The organism is Brucella sp. IR068 (genome assembly GCF_049065885.1).
Taxonomy (GTDB): domain Bacteria; phylum Pseudomonadota; class Alphaproteobacteria; order Rhizobiales; family Rhizobiaceae; genus Brucella; species Brucella intermedia.
Genome location: NZ_JBAKHE010000009.1, coordinates 44,392 through 61,059 on the forward strand (window position 1 = coordinate 44,392; position 16,668 = coordinate 61,059).

The following is a 16,668-nucleotide window of genomic DNA, read 5'->3' on the forward strand; positions in this document are numbered from 1 at the left end:
CAGCAACAGGCTGCGTCAATCCATAAAAAAGGGCCAGCGACTAGAGCATTTCCAGCAAAAGTGTGAAACGGTTTTGCGTTGGATAATGGGATAGAACAAATAGTTAGAGCGGTTCCGGCGATTCTGTTAGAATAGGACCGCTCTAATCGCCGGCCCTCCTCATCAATCAACTTTCGCGGGTTCAGAGCGTCGTCACCGTCCAGCTCACGATTTCGCTGGCAGTCCGTTCAAAGGCGGCGTCGAGCGCCTTCACATAAGCTGCATTCGTCGCGCTGCCGACGGGAATGGCCGTACGGAAAACACGGGTCGCACGAACCTCCCCGTTCTTATCGTTCATCAGCCTCACGGCCAGCTCGACAACTGCGAGCTTTGGCGAGGCATAGGCCTGAATGCCGAACATTCGAAGATCGGTCAGGATCTGATAGTTGATTGCCAGTCCGTCTCCCGGACGGCCAATCCCGCCAAATACACCGGTATTCTCATAGGCTTGCACCAGACGAGACTGCACGATGTTTGTCAGCCTGTCTCCCCATTGGGCGCCCTTCAGATATTCGATGGAACCCGGTGCGGAACTGACGACTATATTCTCGCTATCAAGCGCCTTGAGAGCTGTTGGCGTCGGAACCAGCAACTGCACATTTTTGCGGCTCGGTGAAGTCACACCGGGCTGGGGCGCAGACAGATTGAACGTGTCGAGCGGTGTTGTCGTCCCGCAGCCGGCAAGAAGCAGGCCGAAAATAAAAGGAACCGAAGCTGTGCGGAGAACGACGCGACGTGATTTCATATCATTAAAGCCGGTTTTGAAATTCAATGACGCGTCCTCCCGTCATAACGAGGTACATTCCCCTGACCGCCAAAGATAAGACGCTGGGGATTGCGCTCAAGATCGGTGATAGCTTGTTCTATGCGCTGAATGGAACGGCGGCTGTCAACCACAACGGACTGGACATCCCGCAGTCCCTGTCCGGAAAAACGCTGCAGATTGTCTGCAATAGGTCCCAGTCGCTTGTCGAGATTGTCTGACGTCTGCCGGATGGACTCCAGTGTTGCCTTCGCTTGGGCAACAACGCCATCCTTGTCATCGCTGGACAAAAGCTTGTCGGTCTTGGCCAGGATGGCATCGACGCGCACAGACGCGGCATTCAAGCGAGCCATCATGTCCTTGGCGTCGGTGACGATCTGGTTGATATTGCCGGTATTCTGGCCGAGTTCCTCAATGATGTTGGCATTCTTCGCCAGAGCGTCGGTGAACGTCTTCGTATTGTTGATGGTATCTGTCAGTGGGCCGCGCGCATCCTTCACAAAGCCTTCCAACTGACCGAGCACCGAATTTGCGCGTGCAGCGATATCCTGCGCGGTTGCGAGAAGATTGTTGATTGAGGATGGGTCGGCATCAATGCGGGCAACACTGTCTACCTTCGCAGCCTCTGTCAGAAGATTGGGCTCATCGAGGCGGCCGCCCTTCAGCTCGATATAAGCCTGTCCTGTCAGCCCCTGAAAACCAAGAGTTGCTGCCGTTGAGCGAGTAATAGGCGTGGTCGCGTTGACGCGGGTCTTGACGATAACCATTTCGGGATTGGTTTCATCAAGATGCAGCGCCCGTACATCGCCAACCTTGATACCGTTGAACAGAACCTGGCTTCCGATCGAAAGGCCTGTGACTGAGCCTGGAATACGAACGTCAAGTTCCAGAGAATCGCGTGCTTCCCCAAAACGGGCGATCCAGAACACGAAAGCGAAAGCCAATAGGCTGACGATCAGCGTAAAGACACCCACCAGTACGTAATTGGCTTTAGTTTCCATATCTTATCCAGTCTGCAAGCGGCTGCCGGGCCGCCGTCTCGTTGGCGCCGACGGATCGATCTGACGCGCACGCTTGCCCCGAAAATAGGATTTAACCCACGGATCGTCCACCGTCAGCATGTCTTCAATAGTGCCGCTGACGAGCACCTTCTTGCCTCCAAGCACAGCAATCCGATCGCAGATTGCAAAAAGACTGTCGAGATCATGCGTGACCATATAAACGGTCAGCCCCATCGTATCCCGCAGATTGGCGATCAGGTCATCGAATTCGGCTGCACCAATGGGGTCCAGTCCCGATGTGGGCTCATCAAGAAACAAGATGTCCGGGTCCAAGGCCAGCGCGCGTGCCAGTGCAGCGCGCTTGATCATGCCGCCGGAGAGCTCGGATGGAAATTTTTCCGCTGTGTCCGGCTTCAAGCCGACCAGATCGATTTTCAGCCGCGCCAGCTCGTCCATCAGTTTCGGTGACAGGTCAAGATACTCGCGCATCGGAACCTGAATGTTTTCAAGAACGTTCAATGCTGAAAACAACGCCCCATGCTGAAACAGAACGCCCATGCGCATATCGATGGACATCTTTTCCAGCTCGTTCAACTGATCAATATTGCGGCCGAGTATCTCGATTTCCCCGGTCTGCTTTTTATTGAGACCAAGAATGGTTCGCATCAAGACGGATTTGCCCGAACCGGAAGGGCCGATAAAACCGAGCACCTCTCCCCGATAAATCTCAAGAGACAACTTGTCGAGCACCGTCTGGCGTCCGAACGAAACCGTTACGTCGCGTACCGAGATCATCGGCACGGCCGTCTGGCGAATGTCTTCATCCTGCGGTTGCGACCGATGGTCGATGCCGTTCTCCATAACCATTCTTTAGCTGAGCTTGGCTTCGGACTGAACCAGTGAACAGGATTGAGGGTTCAATTTTCTGTGCAACTGTGTCTCAAAGAACCCATTAAAAATAAAGAACATAAGCTGCATTTAAAAATTGATAGCCGCATAGAACATTGCGAACAGACCATCCACAACAATAACCACGAAGATTGCCTTCACAACGGAAGCAGTCACGCGGCGTCCTAGTGATTCCGCGCTGCCTCCAACCTTCATACCTTCTACCGAAGCGAGAATTCCGATGATCATCGCCATGAACGGGGCCTTGATAAGACCTGCAAAATAAGTGTTCAGCGCCACAGCGTCATGCAGGCGGCTGATGAAAGCATCTGGCGAAATATTGGAATAGAACCAGGCAACACCACCTGCCCCGATCAGCGCGGCGAGATCGGAGACGATGGTGAGCAATGGCAGCACTATGACCAGCGCCACGAGACGTGGAAAGACCAGAACGCCGACCGGATTGAGACCTATGACCGTAAGAGCGTCGGTCTCCTCACGCATTTTCATGGAGCCGATTTCGGCTGTAATGGCGCTTCCTGAGCGCCCCGCGATCATGATAGCCGTCAGAAGTACGCCGAGCTCACGCAACACCAGAATGCCGACCAGATCGACGACAAAGATTTCAGCGCCGAAATAGCGCAACTGAAACGCACCCTGCTGGGCAATGATTGCACCGACAATCGTCGACATCAGAATGATGATGGGAATTGCCCCCACCCCCATGCGGTCCATCTGCGTGACAATCGCAGCGAAGGGGATGCCGCTACCGCGTCCATATTTCAGCTGGGCTCCGCGGATGGTGGCACCAAGAATGTGCATCGCCATCTTGAAGTCACTACCCAAGGAAACAACGCCACCGCCCAGCGCGGCCAGAAATGAAATAAGGAAGAACGGTTTTTTCTGGCGTGGGACATCCAGGGTACGCTCGACGGCCTGCCCTACTTCCTCCATAAGAGGAACCCAGGATTGACGCACACCTTCCAGTTGCACTTCCACTTGCTGCGCGACAAGACGCTGCCGCAAACGCTCAATGAGCCAGGCGCCTGCCGTATCGAGACCGGACACGCCAGAAATATCAATGATCGTGGCTTCTCGCTTGTCCGCGTTCTCCAGGCGGCGCACCTTGTCATCGACAAGATTGACGCTCTGCGATACCCAGCGACCGTTCATCCGTATATGGCGCACGCCGTCGTGCTCCGCCAAATCAATCTTCGGCGCAGAGTTGTCGGTGGCTCTTGCTTTGTCGGCAGTGTCGGTCAACATGGCCTACCTCATATACGAGTCGTTGAACGACCGAAATACTGCGTCCCAGAGGGCATCTCTATGCACAATACCTTGAATATCACTGTAGAACGCTATCCCATCGCCGGAAAATTCACAATCTCCAGAGGCTCCAAGACAGAGGCCGCTGTTGTTGTGTGTGCGATCAGCAACGGTTCTCGTCAAGGGCGTGGCGAATGCGTTCCTTACGCACGCTATGGCGAGAGTATCGAAAGCGTAAGCGCCCAGATCGAGGCCGTCCGCTCCGCTATCGAGAACGGCGCGACGCGACAGGATATTCAGCGTTTGATGCCTGCTGGGGCTGCACGCAACGCAGTCGATTGCGCTCTATGGGACCTCGAAGCAAAGCAATCGGGCAAAAGCGTTGCCGATATGCTCGGTATGCCGCCACGCCCCCTCGAAACGGCAATCACCGTTTCGCTCGGCACGCCTTCCGAAATGGCGGAATCAGCGGCAAAAGTCGCCCATTATCCTCTTATCAAGGTGAAAATGGGCGGTGAAAACGATATAGAGAAAATCCGCGCCGTCGCAGATGCTGCTCCGAACAGCCGGATCATCATCGATGCGAACGAGGGATGGACAGCCGACAGTATTGCCGAGAACATGCGCGCCGCCGCAGCAGCAGGCGTCGTCCTTATTGAGCAGCCCTTGCCAGCCAACAACGATCAGATTCTCAGTGAAATCGAACGACCGGTCACTATATGCGCCGATGAGAGTGTTCATACGTCGGTGGGCCTTGAAGAACTTGCCAAACGCTATGACGCAGTCAACATCAAGCTCGATAAAGCGGGAGGGCTGACGGAAGGCCTCATCATGCGGGACAAGGCGATCGACCTGGGGCTTGAGATCATGGTCGGCTGCATGGTCGGCACGTCGCTCGGTATGGCGCCGGCAGTCCTGCTTGCCCAGAAAGCCAATGTGGTCGACCTAGATGGACCGCTGCTTCTGGCCCATGACCGTAATCCCGGCCTGCGTTATGAAGGCGCTCTGGTCTATCCGCCGGAAGCTGCCGTCTGGGGCTGATCTACGCGTTTATAGCTCTCGCTCCCTGTCCCGTTGACCGGAGCGAGCGCACTTTCAAAGATATCGGCGCAGGCATCCCAGGTGAATTGTTTGAGCACTGTTGCAGGCTCAAACGGCTCCATCTCCAGGGCGGCCAAGCATGCCTTGCCTAGGTCTTCGGAAAGAACGCCTGCACCGGTAACACCGACAACATCTCGTGATCCGGGGACCGGATAGGCTGCGACCGGCAGGCCGGATGCAATCGCTTCAAGCAAAACGAGACCGAACGTGTCCGTTCGGCTAGGAAAGACAAACACGTCGGCTGCGGCATAAGTCTGGGCCAGTGCTTCGCCTTCGCGTTTCCCGACGAACACCGCTTCTGGAAACCGCGTCTGCAGATCATTAAGGGAGGGGCCGTCTCCGACAATCAGCTTTGTGCCGGGAAGATCGAGTTCCAGAAATGCAGGCAGGTTCTTTTCTGACGCGACCCGTCCCACACAGATAAACACCGGTCGGGGCAATTCCTTCAGCACCTCGGGTCGGGGATAGAACAATGTCCGGTCGACACCGCGCGTCCAGAGATCCAGTTGCGTAAAGCCACGGGCCTTGAGGTCATCCAGTATGGATTGGGTAGGCACGAGCGTGTGCCGGGCTGCATTGTGGAAACGCCGAAGGAATGCGTAGGTCCAACTCGGAGGGACCGGAAAGCGTTCCTGCAGATATTCTGGAAACCGTGTGTGGAAACTCGTCGTGAAGGACCACCCCATTTTCATACAGGCACGCCGAGCCATAAATCCAAGTGGGCCTTCAGTTGCAATATGCACGAAATCCGGCTGCAGGGTTTTTAAGCGCCGCTTGAACGCGCCCGGTGTCGTCAAGGCCAGCCGGATTTCCGGGTATGTCGGACACGGAACTGATCTGTAGTCTAATGGGGATACGACAGTGACGTCATATCCCCGTTCAATCATCAGATCATGACACTTGGTCAACGTGCGCACGACGCCGTTGACTTGTGGATGCCAGGCGTCGGTGACGATGACGATTTTCTTCATCGGCGAAGGTTCGCCAATTCGCGAACGGGGCGCGGCAGTTGGATTATCCTGCCCTCGTCATACTCTTCGCTGTCGGAATTGACGCGTCCTGCCTTCGGGCGGTGGTCACGGCGTTCGGTCCATTCGACGAGTTCCATCCGACCGTCGAAATGTTCGATCACAGCGGTGCAGCTTTCCACCCAGTCGCCCGTGTTGATGTATTCGACGCCATTCATGCTTTCGATCGTCGCATGATGGATATGACCGCAGATCACTCCGTCGACACCAATACGCTGCGCTTCTTCAGAAACCACATTCTCGAACTGGCCGATAAAATTGACCGCCTTCTTGACCCGGAATTTCGCCCAAGCCGAAAATGACCAGTAGCGCAATCCGAAAAGCGAGCGGACACGGCTCATCACTGTGTTTATCCAGATTGCACTGTCATATGCCCAATCGCCGAGATAAGCGATGAAGCGAGCATTGCGGACAACTACATCGAACTGGTCGCCATGGATGACCAGAAACTTGCGACCGTCCGCCGTCTCATGAATCGCCCGGTTCATCACTTCGATGCCGCCGAAATGCGTTCCCTGGAAATTTCGCAGGAATTCGTCGTGGTTGCCGGCGATGTAGATGATATTGGCGCCCTTGCGGCTTTTGCGAAGCAGCTTCTGGACGACATCATTATGTTCCTGCGGCCAATGCCAATTGCGCCGCAGGCGCCATCCATCGACAATATCCCCTACGAGATAGATTGTCTCCGCTTCATGATAACGGAGAAAATCCAAAAGCAGTTCAGCCTGTGCTGCTTTTGAACCGAGATGCACATCCGAAATGAAGAGCGTTCGGAGTTTTCTGGGCTGTGGAGCATCTGCGCTCATTGGTTGTCCCCTTCAATGGCAACCTGATCTGAGCGCAGAAAACCCGATTCCTGTCACAGCGATATGACAGCTGTTTTTATGGTACCGTGAGCAACTTCACACAGCTTCGAACTATGTTTCAAGCTACGAGCTCCACCTTTGGACCAACATAACGCGATTGCGGACGAATGAGCTTGTTGGTCGCGATCTGCTCTCGGCAGTGAGCTATCCAGCCCATGGCTCTGCCCATTGCAAAGACGCAGGTGAATGCCTCGCGAGGGAAACCCAGTTGCTCAAGCAAAAGGGCGGTATAGAACTCGACATTGGTTTCGAGAGCCCGATCCGGCTTGTGGCGCCTGAGAATTGCTATGGCTGCCTTTTCCACCGCCTCCGCCAACTCAACCCGGTGTTTTCCACGCTCATGCCCAAGGGATTCTATACGCTTCAAGGCGCCTTTCAGGGCGTCGGCACGCGGGTCGCGCACACGATAGACCCGATGGCCGAAGCCCATCAACCTTTCTCCGTCGGCAATTGCCGATTCAAGCCACCACTCTGCGTTATCAGGCCTGCCAATGGCATCAAGCATATCGAGTACCGGCCCTGGAGCTCCACCGTGTAACGGCCCTTTCAACGCACTGATTGCGGCGAGCAGGGAAGAAGTCAGGCCGGCACGTGTCGATGCCACGACGCGGGCGGCGAATGTCGAGGCATTCAATCCATGATCGCAAACCGCCATGAGATAAGTATCCAGCCCGGCAACTTCCACTTCGTCAGGCATTCCGGCATTCATCATGCGGAGTATGTCCGCACTATGCGGCAGTGTGGGATCAGGGCGAATGGGGCGCCGCCCCTTTCGTTCACGCAAAATGGCGGTTGTGAAAACCGCCGGTGCGGCCATCAGATGCAAGGCGGCTGTCAAATCGTCCTCGTCCGGGATGCGCGCCATCAAGGCACGCAGTGCTTCCAGCGGCGACAATTCCATCAGTGCGTCATCAAGCGCATCCGTGTGATAAAATACCTGCAAGCGGGCTTCGCCGAGCGCCTTCTGAAGCTCTTCTCCTGTCGGGAGTTGTTCGAAGAATCCGTCCCACAAAAGTTCAATTCCATCTTCGACGCTGCTGTGGGGGACCAGATCATCCAGCGATCGACCGCGGATGACCAGCCTGCCTGCAAGCCCATCAACATCAGACAGCACGGTTTCGGCAGCAACCACATCTTCAAGTCCGCTATTCATGGTATTTCTCCTTGTTTGCCTTTCGACATTGGTTCCAAGTATAATTGACGTCAATCTTGATGAAATCGATCAATGTTGGGAGCAATAATGAACTGGCTCACAGCGGAGGAAGCGCTTTCCATTCTTCAGACAAAGCCGCAAACCCTTTATGCCAACGTCAGTCGCGGCCGCATTCGTTCCAAGCCGCTGCCCGACGACCCCAGACGCAGCCTCTACAGAACGGAGGACGTTCATCGATTGGCCGAGAGGCGTCCCGGTCGCAAAAGAGACAGCGTTGTTGCTGCCGATACTATTCGTTGGGGGCTTCCCATCATGCGTTCGGGCATTTCGACCATTGTCGACGGTCGCCTGCTCTATCGCGGTCGTGACGCGGCCGAACTGTCCGAAACAGCAACCCTGGAAGAAGTGGCCGCCCTGCTATGGCAGATGAATTTCGATACCAGTGCCAGCAGTCTCGACGAGACGAAGCTAAGCAGACATCAGTCACAATCTTCGCCGTTGGAAAGGCTGTTTACCGTCTTTGCCATTCAGGCAGCGAACGATTTGCCCAGTTCCGGACGTTCCACGGCAATCCTGCAGCAAGAGGCTTTCGCTCTGCTGCAGTTATTCCACAATACGATCCTTGACGTTCCCTCATCCAGCGCCCCTATGCATGAACGCGTTGCGTCAGCCTGGCAAAAGCCGCGGGCGAGCGATGTGATCCGGCGCGTACTGGTGCTTCTGGCTGATCATGAACTCAACGCATCAGCCTTTGCCACCCGCGTTGCGGCCTCGACAGGAGCGCCACTTTCCGCAGCAGTTCTTGCCGGGTTATCTACTTTGATCGGCCCGCGACATGGACGTGCCGCAACTGCCGCAACGACAATTATCGCACAAGCCCGTCAGATAGGCGCCGAAGCCACCATCAAGGACCTGCTCAGGCAAGGTGCCCAATTTCATTTGTTCGGCCATCCGCTTTACGGCGAAACCGGGGATATCCGTGCTTCCGCCCTGCTGAAACATCTGGAACTGCCCGCGCCTTATCGCGATCTTGAACAGAGCGCTGCAGATATTCTTGGTGAGAAACCGAATGTCGATTTCGCCCTCGCCGCAGTGACTGAAATCTATGGACTGCCGTCGGATGCGCCACTGTTGTTGTTTGCGCTCGCGCGCATCGCAGGTTGGCTCGCTCATGCGCTGGAACAGGCGGATAGTGGATCGCTGATACGGCCAAGGGCAGAGTTTACGCCTCCGCTTGAATAGCGGAACTCACTAAATTTTGTTCTCGAGTAACACGGTTTCTGACCTAAAAGGTGGACATATGAGCCGATGAACCAGAATCCGGTTGATCAGACTGCTTGCTTGGTGGCATGTCTTGAAAACTGAACGAATTGCGAGGACGAAGCCGTGGATTTGGGCCTGAAAGGTCGAAAAGCAATTGTGTGCGCTTCCAGCAAGGGGCTCGGACGAGCCTGTGCAGAGGCACTCGCCGAGGCCGGGTGCGACCTGGTTCTCAATGGGCGAAATGAGCAAACCCTCGCAGAAACCGCGAAAGCAATTCGGCAGGCATTTAATGTAAGGGTTGACGCTGTTGCCGCGGATGTATCCACCGCTGAAGGACAGGCTGAACTGCTTTCCGCCTGTCCTGCGCCTGACATTCTCGTCAACAATAACGGCGGGCCGGCCTTTAAGGATTTCCGCCTTCTCGACCGCGATGCGATCCTTCAAGGTGTAACGCAGAATATGGTTACTCCTCTGGAGTTGATCAAAGCCGTGATCGACGGAATGGTCGAGCGCCGGTTCGGTCGTATCGTCAACATCACATCGACGTCTGTATACGCGCCTATTCCTGGCCTCGATCTTTCATCCGGGGCTCGCGCCGGTCTCACCGCGTTTCTCGCCGGTGTCGCCCGTACGGTCGCAGCCTCCAACGTGACGATCAACAACATTCTCCCCGGCGCTTTCGACACAGACCGGCTTCGCAGCGGCTTTGCATTTTCCGCCCAGAAGAATGGCACAACGCCCGATGCGGAAGCTGCGAAGCGAGCGTCGGCAATTCCTGCCGGGCGAATTGGCCAGCCAAAGGAGTTCGGGCAGGCATGCGCCTTCCTTTGCTCGGAACATTCCGGGTTCATTACCGGGCAGAATCTCGTTATCGATGGCGGCGCTTATCAGAGTGCGTTTTAACAGCACCAAACGATAGATCTGCAAATTTGGAAAAACTCATTCTCGAAAACGGGCCTACTGAGACTTGAGCCGATAGACTAAGAACAATAATGGCCCAGCGTGCGGAAGTTGTGAGCGAAAGCTGCGTGCAGAAACGGGATGTCACCGTTTCGTCCGCGTGCAAACAAGCTTTTGCCCTGCACAAAAGATTTTGGAAAGCGATGCGACCATGACCAAGAAAACACCTTCCACTTCCCGTTCGGATTTCGATGAAGCAGCCTTGTTCTTTCACCGTTATCCGAAGCCCGGAAAGCTGGAAATTCAGGCGACAAAGCCCCTTGGCAACCAGCGAGATCTGGCGCTCGCCTATTCGCCCGGTGTAGCCGCTCCCTGCCTCGCGATCCACGAAGACCCTGCAACGGCTGCCGAATACACCGCCCGGGGGAACCTCGTCGCCGTCGTATCGAACGGCACGGCGGTTCTTGGCCTTGGCAATATCGGTGCACTTGCTTCCAAGCCGGTCATGGAAGGCAAGGCCGTCCTTTTCAAAAAGTTTGCCGATATCGACGTGTTCGATATCGAAATCGACGCGCACGAAATCGATCGCATCGTCGATGTAGTCGCTGCCTTGGAGCCAACTTTCGGCGGTATCAATCTTGAAGATATCAAGGCTCCCGAGTGCTTCGAAGTTGAAGAGCAGCTTCGCGCAAAAATGAACATCCCTGTCTTCCATGACGACCAGCACGGCACGGCGATTATCGTCGCTTCCGCAGTGCTGAACGGCCTGGAACTCGCTGGCAAGAAAATCAGCGATGCCAAGATTGTCACCTCCGGAGCAGGTGCAGCGGCTCTTGCCTGCCTTAATCTGCTCGTCAATCTCGGTGCAAAGCGCGAAAACATCTGGGTCTGCGATCTCGAAGGTGTCGTCTACGAAGGCCGTAACACGCTGATGGATCGCTGGAAGGAAGTTTACGCGCAAAAGACCGACGCGCGCGTTCTGGCAGACGTTATCGGCGGAGCCGATGTTTTCCTCGGCCTTTCGGCCGCTGGCGTGCTAAAGCCCGAACTTCTCAAGCAGATGGCCGAAAAGCCTCTTATCATGGCACTCGCCAACCCGAAGCCGGAAATTATGCCGGAAGAGGCCCGTGCTGCCCGCGCCGACGCCATGATCTGCACCGGACGTTCGGATTATCCGAACCAGGTCAACAACGTCCTCTGCTTCCCTTATATCTTCCGTGGCGCGCTCGATGTCGGTGCCACTGCAATCAACGAGGAAATGAAGCTCGCGGCGGTTCGCGCGATTGCTGCGCTCGCCCGCGAAGAGCCTTCCGATGTCGCCGCACGCGCTTATTCCGGCGATACGCCCACTTTCGGACCCGACTATATCATCCCCTCGCCATTCGATCAGCGCCTGATTCTCCGCATCGCCCCGGCAGTGGCCAAGGCCGCCATGGAAACAGGCGTGGCGACCCGCCCGATCGAAGACATGGAAGCTTATCTCGATCGCCTCAATCGCTTCGTTTTCCGGTCTGGCCTCATCATGAAGCCAGTCTTTGCCGCAGCGCGTGCACAGGAAAAGCCGAAGCGCGTAATTTATGCCGATGGCGAAGATGAACGCGTGTTGCGTGCAGCCCAGGTTGTGATCGAAGAGCGCGTCGCCGCTCCGATCCTCGTCGGTCGTCCACAGGTTATCGAAACGCGCCTGCGCCGCTACGGCCTGAAAATCCGTCCGGGAACGGATTTCGAACTCATCAATCCCGAAGACGACCCGCGCTATCGCGACTACGTCGATCTCTATCTGTCCTATACTGGCAGACAGGGCGTCACGCCGGAAGCCGCGCGCACCATCGTACGTACGAATTCAACCGCGATTGCCGCCCTGGCCGTCATGCGTGACGAAGCAGACGCCATGATCTGCGGTCTTGAAGGCCGCTTCGAACGCCACCTTCGTGTCGTGCGCCAGATTATCGGCAAGGTTCCCGGCATCCGCGACTATTCCGCTTTGAGCCTGCTCATCTCCCAGCGCGGCGCGCTGTTCCTCACAGACACTTATGTCAACGTCGAACCGAGCGCGAACGAAGTCGCCGAAATGGCAATTCTTGCCGCCAAAGAAATCAGCCGCTTCGGTATCGAGCCGAAAGCGGCGCTGGTGTCGCATTCGAATTTCGGATCGAAAGAATCAGCAAGCGCGGAAAAAATGCGTGAAGCAGCCGCAATTCTCGCCGAAAAGGCGCCGGAACTTGAGTCCGACGGTGAAATGCATGGCGATTCGGCACTCTCGCAGGCCCTTCGCGACCGCGTTTTCCCGAACTCGCGTCTGAAAGGTGAAGCCAACCTTCTCGTCTTCCCGAACCTCGACGCTGCAAACATTACGCTGAATGTGGTCAAGATGGTTACAGACGCGCTGCATGTGGGGCCAATTCTGCTCGGAGCAGCTCGACCAGCTCATATTCTGACCCCTTCCGTCACCTCACGTGGCGTTGTCAACATGACCGCGCTGGCAGTGGTTGAGGCTTTGCAGAAATCCGGAGAAACCCTTCGTAAAAGAGGTTGATCATCTAAAACTAAGTTAGAATTACTTAATATAGGTATAGTTGGTGGCGAGTATATTTAGGTATACTCGCCATTAATATTTAATTTACTATATTCTTCAAACATGTTTTCATCGCTAACACGAGGAAATCATGTCTATTATTTCACAGTGTTCTAATAGAAATTTGTTTTACTCAGTACTTTTGATAATTTCGGGAGCGTTGGCCGGCTGTACGACGGTACCTCCCGCAGAATTGTGCTCACCCAAAGAACAAAAGCAGCTTAGAAAGCAACTTCTCGTTACCCAGTCACTTCTGGATCGAAACGAAACCAATCTCTCGGTTTTGCGAAAGACAGCAACTCAGGATCGTTGCCTGGGAAGTTTATTTGCTCCAGCGGCAAAATCAGCCCAGTGCACCAAATTGCTGACAAAGATGGATCGGCTGACAGCGGAAACAAGAACTTTGCACGAGCGCGTTCACGAGTTGAATATGGCACTTGCCGGACGCCCGTCACCGTCCAAGCATGTCAAATCATGCAAAGCCTCCTGGGTCGTCGTCCCCAAGAAAGTTCAGCCTAAAGCTGCCCACATTCCGCAGCGGAAGATCAAGACCCCCGCCAGGCCGATCACCAAATCCGTCGCCACGGTTACATTACCGGTCTATGAAACGCCCGCTCCCGTCAAAGCCGAGGAAGTGAACTACAAGCCCTCCCCGATAACGCAAACGTCAAACGCACCGACCTATGTTGCGCCAGTCACATCCACCCCGCCTGCTGAGCGCGCCTATACCGCAAACACAAAAGTCAGGGTCGTCGGCTCAGAGTTCTTTCCGGACCAATCAGCACTAGCAAGTCAGCCAACTCCGGACCATGCGCCTGCCCCGTGAGTGCCAGGCGTAGCGGCATGAAAAGATTCTTGCCCTTGCGACCCGTTGCTCCCTTCACGGAATCAGCCCAGATTTTCCAGGTTTGATGATCCCAGGGCGCTGGCGGCAGGAGAGTGAAAGCCTCTCTGAGGAAAGCGCAATCGTCTTCCGAGAAATCCGGCGTTTCTGGCAACTCGCCATCAACGATAGACCACCAATGAGCCGCATCCTTGAAGCGGTCGAGATTCCCCCGTACCGCGAGCCAGAAGGGTTCGGCCTTGTCGCCGGAAATACCCAATGCCGCCAAGCGCAACTTGGCTTCTGAAAACGGCATCTCGTGCAGCAGGGCGCGATTGAGTGTATCGAGTTCGGCGGGGTCAAATTTCGCCGACGACTTCGATATCGAAGCCAGATCGAATCGCTCAGCCAGGCTTTCCATATTTGCGGAAGCCGAGACACTTTCCGATGTGCCTATCAGAACAGCAAGCGAAGCTACGGCCATAGGCTCGAATCCAGCTTCGCGCAACGATCCTACCGATAGAGCCCCGGTTCTCTTTGAAAGCCCCTCGCCTGAAATCGTTGTCAGCAGATTGTGATGACCAAAAACGGGCGCTTTGGCACCAAGAGCTTCGAAAATCGCGATCTGCACACCCGTATTGGTCACGTGGTCATCACCACGAATAATGTGGGTGATGCCGAGATCTATGTCATCGACTACAGACGGCAGCGTATAGAGGTAGGTGCCATCCTCGCGCACCAGTACCGGATCGGACATCGAGGCAAGATCCACCGTCTGCGGGCCGCGGACCAGATCGTCCCAATGCACCTCAGTACGCTTGGTGTTAAAAGGATCGGCATCGAAATTTGGCAGCAGGAAACGCCAATGCGGCTTGCGCCCCTCGGCTTGGAAGGCTGCTTTCTCTTCGTCCGTGAGCTTCAAGCCCTCGCGGCCATAAACGGGTGGCAAGCGACGCGCGAGGCGAAGCTTACGACGACGCTCCAGCTCATCCGCCGTTTCGTAGCAGGCATAAAGCAACCCGGCCTGTTTCAGCTTTTCGACCGCCCTGCCATAAACATCGAAACGTTTCGACTGATATTCCACGCGATCCGGTTTGACGCCCAGCCAATCAAGATCGACTGCAATTGCCTGCGCATACTCGTCCCTGGAGCGTTCAACATCAGTGTCGTCATAGCGCAGAATGAACTTGCCGCCATTCTTCTGCGCAAAAAGCCAGTTTGACAGCGCTGTACGCGTATTGCCAATATGAATATAGCCCGTTGGCGACGGAGCAAAACGAACGGTCACAGTCATTCTATTGTCTTTCAGCGGTCGCGGAAGCGGTTCGTTATAGGGTAGCGGCGATCGCGTCCGAAATTCTTCTTGGTAATTTTTACACCAGGTGCCGACTGACGGCGCTTGTATTCAGCCAGATAGAGCAGATGTTCAATCCGTTGGACTGTTTCGAGCGGATGCCCTCGTGCAGCGATCTCGGTGTTGCTCATTTCGTTTTCGACAAGGCATTCAAGGATGTCGTCCAGAACCGGGTAAGGCGGCAGACTATCCTGATCGGTCTGGTTTTCGCGCAGTTCGGCCGATGGCGCCTTGGAAATGATATTTTGCGGGATCACTTCTCCTGATGGTCCAAGCGCACCAGTCGGCACATGGTTGTTACGCCATTCCGACATTGCATAGACCTGCATCTTGTAGACGTCCTTGATCGGGTTGAACCCGCCGTTCATGTCGCCATAAAGCGTAGCATAGCCCACCGACATTTCGGACTTGTTGCCCGTGGTAACAACCATCGAACCGAACTTGTTCGAAACCGCCATTAAAATGGTCCCGCGTGCGCGGCTCTGCAGGTTTTCTTCTGTGACACCGCTTTCGGTTCCCGAGAACAGCGGATGCAACGCTTCAAGAAAGCCTTCGACCGGTGCAGCGATCGGCACAACATCGTAACGAACACCGAGCGCTTTTGCACAGTCAGCTGCGTCTTTCAGCGATTCGTCGGATGTATAGCGGTAAGGCAGCATGATGCAGCGCACGCGATCCTTGCCCAGGGCGTCTACACCCAGTGCCGCACAGATCGCCGAGTCGATACCGCCCGAAAGCCCAAGCACCACATCCTTGAAACCATTCTTGTTCACATAATCCCGCAAACCGAGCATGCAGGCGGAATAATCAGCTTCGAGTCCTTCTGGAAGATTAGCTTTCTCGCCCTCTTCGCAGCGCCAGCCATCATTGTTCCTATGCCATACGGTGAGTACGATTTGCACCGCAAACTGCGGCATTTGCAAACAGAGCGACCGGTCAGCGTTGAAGGCGAACGATCCACCATCGAAGACCAACTCATCCTGCCCGCCGACCTGATTGGCATAGACCATCGGCAATTCGGTTTCGATCACCTGCTTGAGAACCACCTGATGACGCCGATCCATCTTGGCGCGGTGATAGGGCGAACCATTCGGCACAAGCAAGATCTCCGCCCCGCTCTCCGCCAGCGTTTCAGCTACACCGAGTTCACCCCAAATGTCTTCACAGATCGGTATTCCGATGCGAACGCCACGGAAGTTGACCGGGCCCGGCATCGGCCCGGACTGAAATACCCGCTTCTCGTCAAACTCGCCATAATTCGGCAGATCCACCTTGAACCGTTCCGCAATAACCTCGCCGCCATCCAGAACGGCAATGGAGTTATGCAGACCACTTTCACGACTGAGCGGCGTACCAATAATGACGCCCGGCCCTCCGTCAGCGGTGTCGTTCGCCAGATCACGAACAGCCTTTTCGCACGCAGCAAGAAAAGATGGTTTCAGAACCAGATCTTCCGGCGGATATCCTGAGATGAACAATTCCGTAAAAAGAATGAGATCGGCTTGCATTCTGGCGGCTTCAGCGCGCGCGGCACGTGCCTTTGCCAGATTTCCGGCGATATCACCCATGACGGGATTGAGTTGCGCAACGGCAATACGGAGCATGGCGAGATTCTCGTGAGAGGCTAACATGTCCAAGCTTTAGCGCG

At 55.4% G+C, this 16,668-nt stretch carries 13 protein-coding genes; 4 read left to right on the forward strand and 9 right to left on the reverse strand.

Annotated features, from left to right (window positions below):
• Positions 1–181: 181 nt before the first annotated feature.
• The 4 genes from ACOWVS_RS15710 to ACOWVS_RS15725 all read right to left on the reverse strand — a co-directional run bounded on the left by ACOWVS_RS15710 (position 182) and on the right by ACOWVS_RS15725 (position 3,957).
• Positions 182–784 carry an ABC-type transport auxiliary lipoprotein family protein gene (locus ACOWVS_RS15710; RefSeq protein WP_075041974.1) on the reverse strand — a complete coding sequence of 201 codons (603 nt, stop codon included), beginning with the start codon at positions 782–784 and terminating at the stop codon, positions 182–184.
• 23 nt (positions 785–807) lie between these two features.
• Positions 808–1,803, reverse strand: a complete 996-nt coding sequence (locus ACOWVS_RS15715; RefSeq protein WP_006466872.1) for an MlaD family protein — start codon at positions 1,801–1,803, stop codon at positions 808–810.
• 3 nt (positions 1,804–1,806) lie between these two features.
• Positions 1,807–2,670: an ABC transporter ATP-binding protein gene (locus tag ACOWVS_RS15720; protein ID WP_006466873.1), complete on the reverse strand. Its 864-nt coding sequence runs from the start codon at positions 2,668–2,670 to the stop codon at positions 1,807–1,809.
• 111 nt (positions 2,671–2,781) lie between these two features.
• The gene (locus ACOWVS_RS15725; RefSeq protein WP_075041944.1) at positions 2,782–3,957 is read right to left on the reverse strand and encodes an ABC transporter permease; all 1,176 of its coding nucleotides are present in this window, start codon (positions 3,955–3,957) and stop codon (positions 2,782–2,784) included.
• Positions 3,958–4,017: 60 nt separating this feature from the next.
• On the opposite strand from ACOWVS_RS15725, the gene dgcA reads away from it, so the two are divergent.
• Complete coding sequence (gene dgcA / locus ACOWVS_RS15730; protein ID WP_075041945.1) at positions 4,018–4,998, forward strand: N-acetyl-D-Glu racemase DgcA; 981 nt, start codon at positions 4,018–4,020, stop codon at positions 4,996–4,998.
• Here the strand turns inward: dgcA and ACOWVS_RS15735 are convergent.
• The 3 genes from ACOWVS_RS15735 to ACOWVS_RS15745 all read right to left on the reverse strand — a co-directional run bounded on the left by ACOWVS_RS15735 (position 4,968) and on the right by ACOWVS_RS15745 (position 8,105).
• Positions 4,968–6,029 carry a glycosyltransferase family 4 protein gene (locus ACOWVS_RS15735; RefSeq protein WP_075041946.1) on the reverse strand — a complete coding sequence of 354 codons (1,062 nt, stop codon included), beginning with the start codon at positions 6,027–6,029 and terminating at the stop codon, positions 4,968–4,970. The genes dgcA and ACOWVS_RS15735 overlap by 31 nt on opposite strands.
• A complete protein-coding gene (locus ACOWVS_RS15740) occupies positions 6,026–6,892 on the reverse strand; it encodes a UDP-2,3-diacylglucosamine diphosphatase (protein WP_075041947.1) in 867 nt (288 codons plus the stop codon). Before ACOWVS_RS15740 ends, ACOWVS_RS15735 begins: the two co-directional genes overlap by 4 nt.
• 118 nt (positions 6,893–7,010) lie before the next feature.
• Positions 7,011–8,105, reverse strand: coding sequence for a citrate synthase/methylcitrate synthase (locus ACOWVS_RS15745; RefSeq protein ID WP_075041948.1), 1,095 nt, complete (start codon positions 8,103–8,105; stop codon positions 7,011–7,013).
• 87 nt (positions 8,106–8,192) lie between these two features.
• On the opposite strand from ACOWVS_RS15745, the gene ACOWVS_RS15750 reads away from it, so the two are divergent.
• The 3 genes from ACOWVS_RS15750 (at position 8,193) to ACOWVS_RS15760 (ending at position 12,804) form a co-directional block, all read left to right on the forward strand.
• A complete protein-coding gene (locus tag ACOWVS_RS15750; RefSeq protein WP_075041949.1) occupies positions 8,193–9,347 on the forward strand; it encodes a citrate synthase in 1,155 nt (384 codons plus the stop codon).
• 144 nt (positions 9,348–9,491) lie between these two features.
• A complete protein-coding gene (locus tag ACOWVS_RS15755) occupies positions 9,492–10,271 on the forward strand; it encodes an SDR family oxidoreductase (RefSeq protein ID WP_075041950.1) in 780 nt (259 codons plus the stop codon).
• 208 nt (positions 10,272–10,479) lie between these two features.
• Positions 10,480–12,804 (forward strand): NADP-dependent malic enzyme, encoded by a 2,325-nt coding sequence (locus ACOWVS_RS15760; protein WP_006470512.1) that lies wholly within the window; start codon positions 10,480–10,482, stop codon positions 12,802–12,804.
• A gap of 782 nt (positions 12,805–13,586) precedes the next feature.
• Here ACOWVS_RS15760 and gltX read toward each other — a convergent pair.
• Both gltX and ACOWVS_RS15770 read right to left on the reverse strand, forming a co-directional pair.
• Positions 13,587–14,960, reverse strand: coding sequence for a glutamate--tRNA ligase (gene gltX, locus ACOWVS_RS15765; protein WP_075041952.1), 1,374 nt, complete (start codon positions 14,958–14,960; stop codon positions 13,587–13,589).
• Between the two features lie 11 nt (positions 14,961–14,971).
• Positions 14,972–16,651, reverse strand: a complete 1,680-nt coding sequence (locus ACOWVS_RS15770; RefSeq protein WP_075041953.1) for an NAD+ synthase — start codon at positions 16,649–16,651, stop codon at positions 14,972–14,974.
• Positions 16,652–16,668: the final 17 nt, after the last annotated feature.

Excerpts from the sequence above, each read along its gene's own strand:
- ACOWVS_RS15710 (WP_075041974.1), bottom strand. The coding sequence starts at position 784 with ATGAAATCACGTCGCGTCGTTCTCCGCACAGCTTCGGTTCCTTTTATT.
- ACOWVS_RS15715 (WP_006466872.1), bottom strand. The coding sequence starts at position 1,803 with ATGGAAACTAAAGCCAATTACGTACTGGTGGGTGTCTTTACGCTGATC.
- ACOWVS_RS15720 (WP_006466873.1), bottom strand. The coding sequence starts at position 2,670 with ATGGTTATGGAGAACGGCATCGACCATCGGTCGCAACCGCAGGATGAA.
- ACOWVS_RS15725 (WP_075041944.1), bottom strand. The coding sequence starts at position 3,957 with ATGTTGACCGACACTGCCGACAAAGCAAGAGCCACCGACAACTCTGCG.
- dgcA (WP_075041945.1), top strand. The coding sequence starts at position 4,018 with ATGCACAATACCTTGAATATCACTGTAGAACGCTATCCCATCGCCGGA.
- ACOWVS_RS15735 (WP_075041946.1), bottom strand. The coding sequence starts at position 6,029 with ATGAAGAAAATCGTCATCGTCACCGACGCCTGGCATCCACAAGTCAAC.
- ACOWVS_RS15740 (WP_075041947.1), bottom strand. The coding sequence starts at position 6,892 with ATGAGCGCAGATGCTCCACAGCCCAGAAAACTCCGAACGCTCTTCATT.
- ACOWVS_RS15745 (WP_075041948.1), bottom strand. The coding sequence starts at position 8,105 with ATGAATAGCGGACTTGAAGATGTGGTTGCTGCCGAAACCGTGCTGTCT.
- ACOWVS_RS15750 (WP_075041949.1), top strand. The coding sequence starts at position 8,193 with ATGAACTGGCTCACAGCGGAGGAAGCGCTTTCCATTCTTCAGACAAAG.
- ACOWVS_RS15760 (WP_006470512.1), top strand. The coding sequence starts at position 10,480 with ATGACCAAGAAAACACCTTCCACTTCCCGTTCGGATTTCGATGAAGCA.
- gltX (WP_075041952.1), bottom strand. The coding sequence starts at position 14,960 with ATGACTGTGACCGTTCGTTTTGCTCCGTCGCCAACGGGCTATATTCAT.
- ACOWVS_RS15770 (WP_075041953.1), bottom strand. The coding sequence starts at position 16,651 with ATGTTAGCCTCTCACGAGAATCTCGCCATGCTCCGTATTGCCGTTGCG.